At 62.6% G+C, this 13,000-nt stretch carries 11 protein-coding genes; all 11 read right to left on the bottom strand.

What is annotated here, in order from left to right:
* Window positions 1–61: 61 nt before the first annotated feature.
* From AC1DKH_RS22435 to AC1DKH_RS22485, 11 genes are read right to left on the bottom strand one after another with little or no spacing between them, the layout of a single operon-like run.
* The gene (locus AC1DKH_RS22435; RefSeq protein ID WP_477799338.1) at window positions 62–1,981 is read right to left on the bottom strand and encodes a hypothetical protein; all 1,920 of its coding nucleotides are present in this window, start codon (window positions 1,979–1,981) and stop codon (window positions 62–64) included.
* Window positions 1,978–3,282, bottom strand: a complete 1,305-nt coding sequence (locus AC1DKH_RS22440) for a lipopolysaccharide biosynthesis protein (RefSeq protein WP_477764900.1) — start codon at window positions 3,280–3,282, stop codon at window positions 1,978–1,980. The genes AC1DKH_RS22435 and AC1DKH_RS22440 overlap by 4 nt, the downstream gene beginning before the upstream one ends.
* Entirely contained in the window at window positions 3,279–4,277 is a 999-nt protein-coding gene (locus AC1DKH_RS22445; RefSeq protein ID WP_477799339.1) for a polysaccharide deacetylase family protein, read from the bottom strand. The genes AC1DKH_RS22440 and AC1DKH_RS22445 overlap by 4 nt, the downstream gene beginning before the upstream one ends.
* Window positions 4,278–4,289: 12 nt before the next feature.
* Window positions 4,290–5,426, bottom strand: a complete 1,137-nt coding sequence (locus AC1DKH_RS22450) for a glycosyltransferase (protein ID WP_477799340.1) — start codon at window positions 5,424–5,426, stop codon at window positions 4,290–4,292.
* On the bottom strand, window positions 5,419–6,387 hold the full coding sequence (locus AC1DKH_RS22455) for a glycosyltransferase (protein ID WP_477799341.1): 969 nt from the start codon (window positions 6,385–6,387) through the stop codon (window positions 5,419–5,421). Before AC1DKH_RS22455 ends, AC1DKH_RS22450 begins: the two co-directional genes overlap by 8 nt.
* Window positions 6,384–7,751, bottom strand: coding sequence for an O-antigen ligase family protein (locus tag AC1DKH_RS22460; RefSeq protein ID WP_477799342.1), 1,368 nt, complete (start codon window positions 7,749–7,751; stop codon window positions 6,384–6,386). The genes AC1DKH_RS22455 and AC1DKH_RS22460 overlap by 4 nt, the downstream gene beginning before the upstream one ends.
* The gene (locus AC1DKH_RS22465) at window positions 7,748–8,842 is read right to left on the bottom strand and encodes a glycosyltransferase family 4 protein (RefSeq protein WP_477799343.1); all 1,095 of its coding nucleotides are present in this window, start codon (window positions 8,840–8,842) and stop codon (window positions 7,748–7,750) included. The genes AC1DKH_RS22460 and AC1DKH_RS22465 overlap by 4 nt, the downstream gene beginning before the upstream one ends.
* A complete protein-coding gene (locus AC1DKH_RS22470) occupies window positions 8,839–10,431 on the bottom strand; it encodes a GumC family protein (protein WP_477799344.1) in 1,593 nt (530 codons plus the stop codon). Before AC1DKH_RS22470 ends, AC1DKH_RS22465 begins: the two co-directional genes overlap by 4 nt.
* Before the next feature lie 15 nt (window positions 10,432–10,446).
* Window positions 10,447–11,478 (bottom strand): polysaccharide biosynthesis/export family protein, encoded by a 1,032-nt coding sequence (locus AC1DKH_RS22475; RefSeq protein ID WP_477799345.1) that lies wholly within the window; start codon window positions 11,476–11,478, stop codon window positions 10,447–10,449.
* Between the two features lie 22 nt (window positions 11,479–11,500).
* The gene (locus tag AC1DKH_RS22480) at window positions 11,501–12,148 is read right to left on the bottom strand and encodes a CpsD/CapB family tyrosine-protein kinase (protein ID WP_477799346.1); all 648 of its coding nucleotides are present in this window, start codon (window positions 12,146–12,148) and stop codon (window positions 11,501–11,503) included.
* On the bottom strand, window positions 12,149–12,895 hold the full coding sequence (locus tag AC1DKH_RS22485) for a sugar transferase (protein WP_477799347.1): 747 nt from the start codon (window positions 12,893–12,895) through the stop codon (window positions 12,149–12,151).
* Window positions 12,896–13,000: the final 105 nt, after the last annotated feature.

Below are 13,000 nucleotides of genomic sequence, written 5' to 3' on the forward strand. Positions count from 1 at the left end.
ACCGTGAGTGGAGTGACTCAATGCGCGACGCATCGTCCACGCGGTAAAAAATCAATGACGTTCATGAGGTGCTCCAGCTGAGGGCAAACAGGGTTTCTCCTGGTAAATCGAAGGTGATGCGACCCTCCAGGCAGTTGAAAGATGCGTCGCGACTGCGGTTGTCGGCGCCGAAATAGCGCAATGATCCCTGGGACAATGGACATTGCGCGCCGGCCAGGCTCACGCGCTGCAAGCGTGAGCCTTTGTTGACGCCCAGCAGGCTGCGTTGGTGCCCGGCAGACATGGCCAGCACGTCAACCTCGAAGGCGTCGTTCTCCAGGCGCATGACATCGCGTAGCCAATGCTTGCGGATGAATTGCTGCGCCAGGCCTACGGGCTTGAGCTCGAATTCATCCTTGCCGAGCACGCGGAACATGCCCTTGGGATACTCAGGTTCGTCGTCGGCCTGGAACCAGCCGAGCATGTCGAGCAAGCCGTCCTGGGAAGCATTGATGATGACCGAGGCCCACCATAACGAGGCGTAGTGGGTTTCCTGATCGTAAGGGCTGAGGCTGGCCCCGCTGGACATGTTGGTCTGGTCCAGCAACAAGGCTTTGCGCGGTCGTCCCTGGGCGTCGAGCCCCACCAGCTCTGCCGCTTTGCGTACGCTATCGCGGTAGACACGGGTCGCCAGCAGGTCGCGGACCATCCATTCGTGCCATGCCAGCGCATCGATCTTGTCGCCGGACTCGGCCAGCAAGCGTCGGGCCCAGTCGATGCCGCGCTTGTCGGCGGCATTGTCGACGAGCGGGCCATTGACGAACCGGGAGCTGGCCGGCATGGCGATGCGGACGCCGGCTTTGGCGTTGTCCGGGTTGCTGCGCACTTGCCAGGCCATGCTGTTGAAGATGCGCTGGTAGCTGGCGTAGTCCGGGTAGTTGAGGTTCGGTTCGTCGGCAAAGCCGATGTAGTGCGTGCCCTTGCCGCCAAGTGCGCGTGTGGCGGCGAGCCAGGCATTGAGGCCGGCGTTGCTGGTGGCGTCGGCGGGCAGGTCGGCCTTGCGCTGACGGCCGGCCAGCAGGGTGATGTCCTGAGTGATGCCGAAGCGATCCTGATACAGCCGGCGGAACACGTCTTCGTAATGCGGCCGCGTCGCCATGATGTCGACCAGGCTGTAATAGGATCCGGCCTGTGGTTGCAGGGCATCGAGCACGGCGAAACTGGAGTCCGGCGGTCGCGCATAGGGCAGGGCGATGCCCAGGTTCGGGGTCTTGCCGAGCACGTCGTTGTGCAACGTCAGCCGGGTCTGGCCTTCGTCTTCGCGCAAGGGTTTGAGCTGTTGCGGGTTCTGCGCGAACAGGTTGGCCGTGCCGTCGAGCCAGAATGCGACCTTGCCGCTACCGCGCAGTTGCAGGCGCCAGACTTGATCGGTGGTTGCAACGGGCAACTCGACTTTGTCGAACTGCCAATAGGCGGGGTAAGGCTCGAGAGACAGTGAAAGCTGTTGGCCGTCACTCACGCGCTGCGCTTGCAACGCGCCGACGCCACCGTGGAATTTACCGGCCAGCACCGCGTGTTCACCGGCCGCGACCTTGAAATACAACTCGTCACCGTCCCGGGGCTCGGCGCTGAAATGCACCTTGGCCGGGGCGAACAGTGCGACGGTGTGGTCGTCGTGCTCAACCGTATAACGGCGGAAGCTGTAGCCAGGAATTTCCAGTCGATAACTGGCGGCGCCCGGCGCCAGCTCCCAGCGTTGGCTACCGCGGGGCTCATTGGCGGCAATCAGTCGTTCGCTCTGGAGTTTGCCCTGGCCGTCGAGCAAGTAGAGGTGTTCTTCGTTGGCTTCAGCCTGCCACACCGGGGCCCAGAGCACGGTCAGGGTGTCGGGGCGGTCCGTTTGCAGGTACAGGCTGCCGTCGCGGATATCGACCCAACGCATAGGCGCAGCTTCGGCGCTCAGCCCGAGGCCAAGACTCACCAGCAATAACAGGTGTTTCATGCCGACTTCCGTTGCAGCATCAGCAGCATCGGCGCGATGTCGCCGGGCAGGACGATGAGCGTTTGCCAGACCGGCACGTGGCTCAACCGGCAATACACCACCAACAGCGCCAGGGTCACGGCCAGGTACGCGATAGAGGACGCCGCTGCTGCGCCGACGATGCCGTAGGTGGGGATCAGCAGCACATTGAGCGCCAGGTTGAGCAGGGCGCTGAGGCCCATCAACAACGAAATCGTGCCGGGCCGGTTTTTGCCCAGAAGGTCCAGGCGCAGAATGCTCATGTAGCACAGCCCGAACAGGCCTGGCAGCAGCGCCAGCAACGCCGGATAGGCAGGCTGATAGGCCTCGCCAAACAGCGTCACGATCAACCATTCACCGACCACTGCCATGCTCAGGCAAGCGCCGAGCATCACCGTGGCGGTCAAGCGCAAGGCCAGTGGCGTGACTTTTTCGATGCCTTCTTCCTGTTGCAGCAGGCGCTTCATCAGCGGCGTGGTCACTGCTTCCGGAACGATCAGCAGCAACTCGGCGGCCGCGCTGGCCATGGCGTAGTGACCCAGCGCCGTGGTGCCGAGCAGGGCGCCGATGAACAGGTAGTCGGAGCGCAGAATCACTTGCTGGAACAGCAGGTCCGGATGACTGCGAGCGCTGTAGCGCAGCAGTTCGTTCTGGCTGGCGCGGTCCCATTGCAGGCTCAGCGGATGCTCGCGCTTGAGCCAGACCCAACCGGCCAGCACCACCAGGCTGATCCCCGTCAGCCAACTGATCAGCGCCGCTTCCAGGGCCGCGCTTTTCCACATCCAGAACAGGGCAAGGAACACCAGCAGCGGCGCCAGCGACTCGATCAGGCGCAAGGCATTGAAGGCGACCACGCCGCCCGAGGCGTTGTGCAAAGTCAGCAAGCCGCTTTTGAGCACGGTCAGCGGCACCGCCAGCAGCAACAGCCAGGCGAGCAGGCCCAATTGCAGGGTGATGTCCAGTTCTCTGCCGAACTCGCGGGTCAGCGCCACCACCAGCAAGGTCAGCAACGCCGCCAGCAGACAACCGAACAGCAGCACCTGGCTGAGCAGCAAGCCCATCGGTCGTTGCTTGGCCGCCTGGTAGCCCACCGCTGAATTCAAGCCGCCGCTGGTGGCAGCGCTGATCAGGTCGGGCAACGTGTTGAGCAAGGCAAACAAGCCCCGTTCGCTGGGGCCGAGAATCCGCGCCAGCAACACGTTACGCAGCAAGCGCAGGGCAATCATCGCCAGTTTGGTGCCCATGCTCAGGGCCAGGTGCCTGAGGTAGTTGTTGCGGCTCATGGGCGTGCCCCTCGGTAGATGCGCCAGGACAGCAACCCGGGATTGCGCGCGGTACGCTGGCTGACGCCGAAGCGTGGCAGGGCCAGTGGGTCTTCGGCCCCTCGATAAATGCCGGTGCCGGTACCCAGGGCAAACGGGAAGTGATGCCTGGCCACCTGTTGGCGCACCCGCGCATCGTTGTCGCCATTGGGGTAGCAGTAAACCGGCAACGGCCGGTTGCAGCCGTTGAGCAGCGCGTCGCGACTGCGGCTCAGTTCTTCATGCAGGCGTTGATCGTCGAGGCCGGTGAGGATGGCGTGGCTGGCCCCGTGGGGGCCGAAGCGCACCAGGCCGGACGCTTCCAGGTGGCGCACTTGCTGCCAGTCCAGCGCCTGGGGCAACGACTCTTGCGGGCAGTCGTCGGTCAGGCGATTGAGGTCCAGCGGTGACAGGGTTTTCAGGCTCTGCAAAAAGTTCAGCAACGCCAGGCTGCGGCGTTGCGGATCCGGGTCATCGCACAGTGTCGGCAACGGGCGCCCCAGGTGCAGCAAGCGTTCGATCAGGTGCCGGCGTGCCGGTTCGCCATGGCTGTTCCACAGGGTTTCGCCGATGCTTTCCCACCAGAACCGCTGGCGGCTGCCGATGAAATCGGTGGACAGAAAGATGCTCGCCGGCACTTGGTGTTTTTGCAGCAACGGGAAGGCATTCACCGCGTTGTCGCGCCAGCCGTCGTCGAAGGTCAGCGCTACTTTCGGCCGCTGCGAGCGCGCAGCCGGTTGCAGAATGTCCATCAACGGCACGCAGTCGAAGTGTTTTTTCAACCACACCAGCAAGTGTTCAAAGGCCTTTGGCCCGACGCACAGTTCATTGCGGTGGGGCAGTTCGGCGGCCTGGTCGCTGGCCAGCACCCGGTGCAGCATCAGGATCACCCCGGCGCCGTGCAGTTGGTTGCGCCCGACCGGGGAGTTCAGGTACAGCCAGCCACTGGTGCGTTTTAACAGTTGCTTGATCGCCATGGCACGCGCCTCTCATCGATTTTGCTCGGGGTTCCATTGGGCGTAACGCTGACCGCGCAGGAACTGCCACAGGCCGATGCTCATCCCGGCAAGGGTCACCAGAAGGAATGCGGCCAGGCGAAAGGGTTTGGGCAAGCGGTGTTGCGAATCCAGCAGGCCGGCAATGGCCATCGTGTAACCGAGCAGTTGTGCGATCAGGCTCAGACGATAAAAGCCGTGATCCTCCCACAGCCAGAAATTGCTCAGCAGCAACGGCAGCAACAGGATCGGCGCCAGCCGCCGGATCAGCTTGTGGCTGATCAAGGCAATCGCATACAGGCCGTGGGTCAGCGGATTCATCAGCTCCCGGCGCTGGGCCAGGCTTTGCAAACCACCCACCGTGACCCGCTGACGACGGCGAAATTGCTTGTCGGCTTCGTCCACGCCCTGGTCGATCACCCGGGCCTGGGGCACGTAGACAATCCGCTTGAACGCGACGGGCGCACAGGTGCTGATAAAGAAATCGTCGTTGACCTCCGCCGGCACGTTCTGGAACAACTCGCGGCGCAGGGCGAGCAATGCACCGTCGGCGGAGACCATGCAGCCGGTGCGATTTTCCACGTAGCGCAGCCAGCCTTCGTAATGCCGATACAGGCTGTCGCCCACGCTCAAGCCCTTGCCTGTCACCGGGATCACCATGTGCCCGGCGCAGCCACCGACCTGCGGGTCGTTGAGCGGCGCGAGCAAATGGCCGAGGGTGTCGGTGGACCATTGGTTGTCGGCGTCGGTGAACACCAGGATCGCGCCGTTGCTGATCGCGACCCCGGCATTGAGCGTCGCCGCCTTGCCCTGGCGGGGCAGATCGAGCACGGTGATGCGCGGGTCATTGACCTTGTGTGCACAGGCCACGGTGTCATCGGTCGAGCCGTCGCTGGCGAGGATGATTTGCAGCGAGCTGGCCTGATAATCCTGGGCCAGCACGGTGCGCAGTTTTTCTTCGATATGCCGCGCTTCGTTGTGCGCGGCAATCACGATGGTCACGTCCATCGGTTGTGCCGGTCCATGGCGCGGTGCCGGGTAAAACGGTGCCAGCAAGGTCAATAACAGGGGATAACCGAGGTAGGCGTAAACCGGTAGCAACAGGCACAACCAGAAAATGAATTCAGCCACGGGCGGGCCTCCTCGCATTCCAATGACAAAGGCTGAGGATCAATGCGGCGCCCGCCAGGTGCAGGCGCACCCAGTGCAGGCCCCAGAGTTGCAGGGTCAGGAGCGGGTCGCGGTGCCTGACACTCTGACGCAGGCTCAGTGCCAGGGCAGGCAGGACGGTCAGCAGCAACATCAGCACCGAATGCTGGGGGAAACCGTCGAACAGGGTGGAAATGGCCAGCAAATCGATGACCCAGGTGGCAATCGACAGTAGCGGAAAACGCAGCAAGCGCAGGCTCGGGCCATGGGTGCGCAGCAGTTGCAGATGACTGCCCTGGCGCCACAATTCCTTGCCCATCCATTCCCGCCAACTGCATTCGTAACCCCAATGCAGCGCCACGCTTTGGTTGACCGAGAGCAGCTTGGCACCGGCGTCGGACATACGCATGGTCAGTTCCTTGTCCTCGCCGGTGGGCAGTTGTTCATTGAAACCACCGACCTTGTCGAACCAGCGACGGAGCATCAGCAGGTTGGGACTGGGCAGCCACTGCGCGACATGCAGCGGCTGCGTGTCGGGGCGCAAGGTGCGGCGCTGCCAGGCGTCGGCGTACCACGGCGCTTCGGCCGGGGTGTGCAGGTCCAGGCCGATGACATCGGCCTGGCCGCCGGACTCGAGGTCGAACAACAGCTTGAGCCAGTTCTCGGGCATCTCGACGTCGGCATCGATAAAGGCCAGCCATTCACCGCTGGCAATCGCCGCTCCGCGATTGCGTAATGCGCCGATGAGCAGGCCGGGCAGGACCAGAACCTGGGCGCCGAACTGCCGGGCAATGTCCGGGCCCTGGTCATCGGAGCCGTTGTCGACCACGATCAACTCGCATTCGACGTTGGCCGCCTCGGCGGCATGTCGTGCCGCTTGCAGGGTCCGGGCGATGTGCCGGGCCTCGTTGTACATCGGGATGATGATGCTGATGCGGCTCATGCCCTGACCTCTTTCAGCTGGGCCTCATTGGCTTTCGTGCGCAGCACGCCGGTCAACGCCAGCATGATCCACAGGTACTTGTGGTTCGGTGCGCTGAGGAACATCAGGAACAATGTCAACGACAGAAAACTCATGCCCAGGTGGGTCATCAGATCGGCCTGATGCCTGTCTCCTCGCAACAGCCAGGTGTGGCGGGCGCGAATCAGGTTGTACAACCCCAGGGCCAGCATGCCGACGAACATCAGGCCGGCGGGAATCCCCAGTTCACTGAAGATTTCCAGGTAGGTGTTGTGCGCGCGGCGGTAAAGGTCGTCGGTCTTGCCGCTGACGGAAAAGACCTTGGCATAACCGGTGGTGGCATAGTGCAGCGGGAACGTGCCGGGGCCGGTACCGAGCAAGGGGTTCTCGGCGATCATGGCGCTGCCGACCACAATGTAGGAGGCGCGACGGCCCAGGGACGCGTCTTGACTCTTGGCCCCGGAGCTGAGGATGCTCAGCGACTGGATGCGCGCCACGTAACTGGCCGGCATCGCATAGAGCCCAAGCGCAATCACAATCGTCAGGCCGAGCATGGCAAAGCCCAGGTGGCGTGGACGAATATGTGGCAACTGCGCGCGATAGTGCCACGTGCCGATCAACAGGCTGAGGAGCAACACCACCAGCCCCGAACGGGATTCAGTCTTGGTCATGCCGGCCAGCAGCACGAGGGCACAGGCCCCCCAGAACAACCGGTGCAACAGGTTCGGGCTGCGGACCACCAGCAACAACGCCATGGGCACGGCGAAGGCGATCATCAGGGCAAATTCATTTGGGTCATTGAGCATGCCGGACGCACGGCCTTCGTCCTGGTATTTGGCAGAGAACATCGCCATGGCGCAGGTCACCGCGACACTGACGGCAACCAGTTTGGCGAACATGTCGAGGTTCAACTCACGCCCGATCAGCAGGGTGATGACAAACAGAATCAGGCCAACGCTCAATTCGCGCAGGTGGCCCAGGGAGAAGCCCATGTTGTCGGTGTTCAACAGGCTCAGCAGGTACAGCACCATGAACCCGACCAGGAAACGCCAGATGTTGCTGCGCAAGCGCTCGGCCGGCAGTTGGTGAATCGCCAGTTGCAGCATCAGGATCAGCGCCAGCGAAGCCCCGAGGAACTTGGAGCCCGACAACGCGCTGTCCTTGAACAGGCCCTCGAAAGGTAGGATGGCGACAATGCCCAGCAGGCCCCAGGTTGGCTTGCGATACAGCACCGCAACACCCACCAGGCCCAGCACCGCTCCCGGCGCCAGATACGGATAAGGGCTGGCCAGCAAACCCAGGCAGACCAGGCCGAGCAAACTGACGATCGAGAGCGGAACAATCACGCGCGTGCCTCCCGTGCAGTCCGGATGTAAAGCTGCGACCAGCGTTCGGCCAGGACCTTGAGGTCGTAGCGATCCCGTTGCGTATGTTTTGCGTTGTCAATCAACTCGCCGGCCAGGGCCGGGTCACCCAGCAGCGCGCCGATCTGGCGGGCGAGGGCGGTGCTGTCGGTGGGCGCGGCCAGCAGGCCGTTGTAGCGGTCCTGCAAGACATCGGGAATCCCGCCGACGCCGAAAGCCACCACCGGCACCCCGGCCTGCATCGCTTCGAGCAGAATCATGGGCGTGCCTTCGGTGCGCGAGCTGATCACTAACGCATCGAGTTGCCGCCACCAGGCGCGCATGTCGGTCTGGTAGCCCGGCAGCGTGATGCGCGCCTGCAATCCGGCTTCGTCTATGCGCGTCTGCAGGCTTTCGCGCTCCGGCCCGTCGCCGAGCATCACCGCGTCCAGTTGCGGGTACTGCTGACACAACGGGATCAGCGCATCGAGAAACAGGTCAGGGCCTTTTTCGCTACTCAGGCGCCCGACGTAGCCGGCCAGCCAGCGTTGACGCTCGCCACTGTGCGGCGGCAAGTCGTGGGCCGCCGGCAGGCCGTTGGGGATCACCTGCAACTTGTCCGTGCGCACATTGGCCTGACGGTGCAGCGCCGCAATGCTTTCGGCGACACACACCACCCGGTCCACCGAGGCCGTGCGGCACAGTTGCAGGCTCAGCCAGGTGTAGAACTTCTGCTTGCGACTGCGCGGGGTGAAGCCGTGCTGGGTGATGACCAGTGGCAGGCGCAACAGCGTGGCGCCGAGCCAGCCGAACAACAGGCCCTTGAAGTTGTGCGTATTGATCAGTGGCCGCTGGTCCCGTCGCTGGCGCAAATGCCCCAGCAATGCGCCCAGGCCTGCACAGCCGAGGCAATCGACACCGGCCTGGCGAAATCGCGCGATCAGTTCTGGCGGCGCATCGAGAAACAGCACCTGGTGCTGCCCCGGCGTCGCCAGGCAATGATCCAGCAGCATCCGCTCGGCGCCATAGAAGCCGCCACTGCTGAGCAAATGAATGATCGGCAGGTCGTCGGCGGTGCCGAGCGGCGCGTTCAATTGCGCACCCAATGCACGAGGGCCGGTACGCTCCAGTTCTTGTGCGGGTTGTTCGGCAGGGTGCTTTGATCATTGATCACCAGCAGCACCGGCAAGCCCAGTTCATGGGTGATTTGCGCAGGGTGCTTGAAGCGGTGGTCGAAGAACTCACGCACATAGACCAGGGCAATCGCCAGCAGCAAACCGGTGAACAGCCCGAACGGAATGATCAGCATCGGCTTGGGGAACGCCGCTTCGGTCGGTTCGAACGGCGGGCTGAGTACCCGTGCGTTGGACAGGTCGTTGTCCAGCGCGCGTGCGGTGCTGCTTTCGGCGAAGCGCTGGGCATAGGTGGCGAACGCCTTGTGCAGCGCGTTGATCTCGGTGTCCATCTGCCGCAGCTTGCTGCGGGTTTCCTGCAACTGATGGATGCGATTCTTGAACTCGGTAATGCGCGCGGTTTTCTGGTCGATGACCGAGCTGATCGTCGCCAGGTCGCTGGTGCGCTCCTGAATCCGGTTGCTGACAATCTTCAGGAATTGCCCACGGGCCCGGATGATTTGCTCGCGGGCCATTTGCATCGGATCACTGCCGGGCTGCAAGACCGCCAGGTCGTCCATGTAGTGGCTGACCAGGGTCGTCAGTCGCTCACCCAGTTGCTTGATCTCGCGGTCTTCGAAAGCGACGCTGTCGACGGTGGTGGTGAAGGTGTAGGGGAAGGTGTAGTCGTTGAATCTGGCATTGTTGGCGGTCGCCAGGCTGGTTTTCAGGTAATCGAGCCAGCGCTGGCTTTGCAGCAGTCGGTCCTGATACAGGTTGAGCGCCTGTTCCTCGGTGTTGATCGCGTTGAGACGGAACGTGATTTCTTCCTTGGGGTCGGACGAACCGATGCTTTCGAGCAAGGCCAGGCGATTGGCTTCCAGGCCATCGAGACGCACCTGGTACTGCAATTTCTTGGTCTCGTAGAAGCTCTGCGGCAGGTCGATCGATTGCATTTCCTGGCGGGTAACCAGGTAGTTTTGCAGCAGGGCGGTGACGAATCGGGTGCCCTGGGCCGGGTCAGGGAAGTGGTAGACGATCGAGATCACGTTGGAGCCCGGCAAGGTTTCAACTTTGAGAGCACTGGACGCTTGCTGCGTGAGGGCATCGAGCAGGGTGTCGCGTACCGGATCGGTCTGCAGCCCGAGCAGACTGCGAACCGGGTTGATCACGTGTTCGCGAACGGGATTGATCACAAACCGTTTGAGCGGCTGCACCAGCAGTTTGTTGAAGGCGCTCACGGGCAGCGTGTATTCACCCTTTTCACGCAACTGGCCGATGGTCTGGCGGATCAAGGCCGGCGAACGCAGGATATTGCTCTCGGTCTCCATGTCGGCCAGCGACGGCGGGATGAAGGAAGCGTTTTCCTGAGTGAGGGTGCTGGTGGCATCCCCCTGGGAGATTTTCTTGGACTGCACGATCACCTGGGCGGTGATATCGAAACTCTGCTTGAGCAACAGCGGCAAGACCACGGCGATCACGGCAAAGATCAGGAAGACTCGCTTCACCAACTGCTTGTTGGCGAAGAAGATCCTGAAGAACTCATGCAGGTAGTTTTCCTTTGGATTCATGTGGGTACCTGAGAGTTAGTTGCTGCTGTCGTCTTTGTTGTCGACGCGGTAGCTGAAGCTGAGGCCCATGCCCTGGAACAACACGACGTCCGCCAGTTGCCGCGCGAGCTCACCGGCGCTGGCCAGTTTGGTCTTGGGCACGTACAGCATGTCGTCCGCTTGCAGGTAGGCGATCTGGGTGGCGTCGCCGGACAAGGCTTTTTCCACGTCGTAACGATGCGCGACCACCTGGTTGCCGTTGCGCCGCATGATCATCACCGAGTCCAGGCGTGCCTTGGCGTTGGAACCGCGGGCCATGGTCAGGGCTTCGAGCACCGACACCGGGCGGCGGATCGGATAGGAGCCCGGCTGGCCGACTTCACCCAGTACATAGATTTCGTTGCCGGCGGTGGACTTGAGCAGCACGTCCACGGTCATGCGCCCCGGCAGGGTGGCATAGCGATTATTCAGGTAGGCCTCGAGTTGGCTGATGGTCATGCCTTGCAGCGGCACGGCACCGATTTCCGGGAAGCTGGCGTAGCCGTCGCTGCCCACGGTGATTTCCCGGCTCATGCCGGTGGCAGGGTGGTTGAGCACGGACTTGAGGTTCCATTCACTGGCCAGCGGGTTCACCACCATCACTGACAGCTGATTGCGGTTGGGCTGGAACAGCTGTTTACGATCGTAGGCGCGCTGAATCGCGTCCCGTGCTTCATCGCGGGTCAGGCCCTCGATTTTCACCGTGGTGTGGGCCCCCGGCAGTTCGATGGTGCCATCGGGCAGCACCAACTGGTTGCCGTTGAACTGGCTGGCGGCGGTGAAGTTCAGCGCAATCGTGTCCCCGGACTGCACGCGATAGGCGGCCGAGCCACTGGTGCTGATGTGGAAGATCACGTCCAGCACATCCTGTGGGCGCAGGGTCTGCTCGACCTTGGGCACGTCGGTTGCCTGGGCGTTGGCCGGTGGGGCCGTGAGGATTTGCACAGGCATGCTTTGTGATTCGTCGGAGGAAGTGCTGGAGCAACCTGCAAGGGGCAGCAACAGCAGGACAAGCATCTTGGCGTTCATGGCGTCATCCTTGTCTGACTGCTCACAGGTTTTTGTACAGCCATTCGGGCATGTAGTACTTGCGTCGGTTGAACACGCTGCCGACCAGCTTCGCTCCCGCCTGGCTCAAGCGCTTGGCCGCGGCCTGCGCCACTTCCCAGCGGGTGTCTTCCGCGGGCACGACCAGGACCACGCCGTCCACCTGGGTGCTGATGACCAGGGTGTCGGAGGCCGAATACACCGCGTCGCCGTCGATCACCACGAAGCGGTAGCGGATGCCGAGTTGATCGAGCAGCGGGCTCAGGCGCTCGGGTGTCAGGTGCTCGTTGCCACGGAAGTAGCGGCCAAATGGCAGAACGTGAAAGGGCAGGCTGGAGACGTCCACCACGCAGTCCTGCAACAAGGGCGGGCTCTGGGTGTTGAACATCAAGTCGCGAAACCCCCGTTCCTTGCTCAGCCCCAACTGTTGCGTGAGGTTGGTCGCCGACTGGCTGGTATCCACCAGCAGCACCAGGCCGCTGCTCATCTTCGCCAGTTGACTGGCCAGCGCCAGGGCACTGGTGGTGGTGCCCGCGCCGGGGTTGGCGGCGGTCAGGAACAGGGTCCGCAGGTTCTGGTCGAGTACGGTCGATGTCAGGTTGGACTCGCTCGGGCTGGCAATGCTGAGGCTTTTAGCCGTTGAACCGTCCATTTAACTTGCTCCGTGACCGCTGAACACTTTGAAAGGGGTTTTCAGCAGAATCTTCAAATCAAGCAGCAGGCTCTGCTGGGCGATGTAGGTGAGGTCCAATTCAACGCGCTGGTCGAAGTCGATATTACTGCGCCCGGAGATTTGCCACAGGCCGGTCATGCCGGGGTAGATGCTCAGGCGCGCGAGGTGCTTGTCCTCGTAGCGGTAGGCGTTGAACGAAGTCGGCCTGGGGCCTACCAGGCGCATGTCGCCGGTCACCACGTTGAACAGGTTCGGCAGCTCGTCGAGACTGGTGCGTCGCAGAAAACTGCCGATACCGGTGATGCGCGGGTCCTTGTCGATCTTGAAGTCGATGGCGTCGGCGCCGTGCTTGTTCAGGTGCCGCAGGGAGTCCTTGAGCTCCTCGGCGTTGACGACCATGGTGCGAAATTTGTACATGCCGAACAGGCGGCCGCGGTAGCCGGTGCGTTTCTGCACGAACATCACCGGCCCCGGGCTGGTCAGTTTGATGGCCAGCGCCAACCCCAGCAGCACCGGGGAAATCAGCACCAGGACCAGCAGTGCGCCGAAGCCGGCCAGGACGCGGTTGGTGCGCGACAGGGTCCACGGCCGGCCACCTTCGCGACCGGTTATCCAGCCACAACCCTGCATGTGGATCGCGGCATCCATGCGCTTGCGTTGCTCGGGGTCCAGGCGCTTCTCCCTGCGCATATTGCTGAGTGGCACACTTTTTTCGTGTTCAGACATAGATTCTCCGCAGAGTTCAGCCGTGTGCGGCATGGGCGACGCAGTCAGTAGTAAGTGCGCAACCAGGCAACGAAGCGCCCCAGTCTCTCATCGGGCACCCATAAA

This window comes from Pseudomonas sp. 05L36, from assembly GCF_056398125.1.

Excerpts from the sequence above, each read along its gene's own strand:
- AC1DKH_RS22435 (WP_477799338.1), bottom strand. The coding sequence starts at position 1,981 with ATGAAACACCTGTTATTGCTGGTGAGTCTTGGCCTCGGGCTGAGCGCC.
- AC1DKH_RS22440 (WP_477764900.1), bottom strand. The coding sequence starts at position 3,282 with ATGAGCCGCAACAACTACCTCAGGCACCTGGCCCTGAGCATGGGCACC.
- AC1DKH_RS22445 (WP_477799339.1), bottom strand. The coding sequence starts at position 4,277 with ATGGCGATCAAGCAACTGTTAAAACGCACCAGTGGCTGGCTGTACCTG.
- AC1DKH_RS22455 (WP_477799341.1), bottom strand. The coding sequence starts at position 6,387 with ATGAGCCGCATCAGCATCATCATCCCGATGTACAACGAGGCCCGGCAC.
- AC1DKH_RS22470 (WP_477799344.1), bottom strand. The coding sequence starts at position 10,431 with ATGAATCCAAAGGAAAACTACCTGCATGAGTTCTTCAGGATCTTCTTC.
- AC1DKH_RS22475 (WP_477799345.1), bottom strand. The coding sequence starts at position 11,478 with ATGAACGCCAAGATGCTTGTCCTGCTGTTGCTGCCCCTTGCAGGTTGC.
- AC1DKH_RS22480 (WP_477799346.1), bottom strand. The coding sequence starts at position 12,148 with ATGGACGGTTCAACGGCTAAAAGCCTCAGCATTGCCAGCCCGAGCGAG.
- AC1DKH_RS22485 (WP_477799347.1), bottom strand. The coding sequence starts at position 12,895 with ATGTCTGAACACGAAAAAAGTGTGCCACTCAGCAATATGCGCAGGGAG.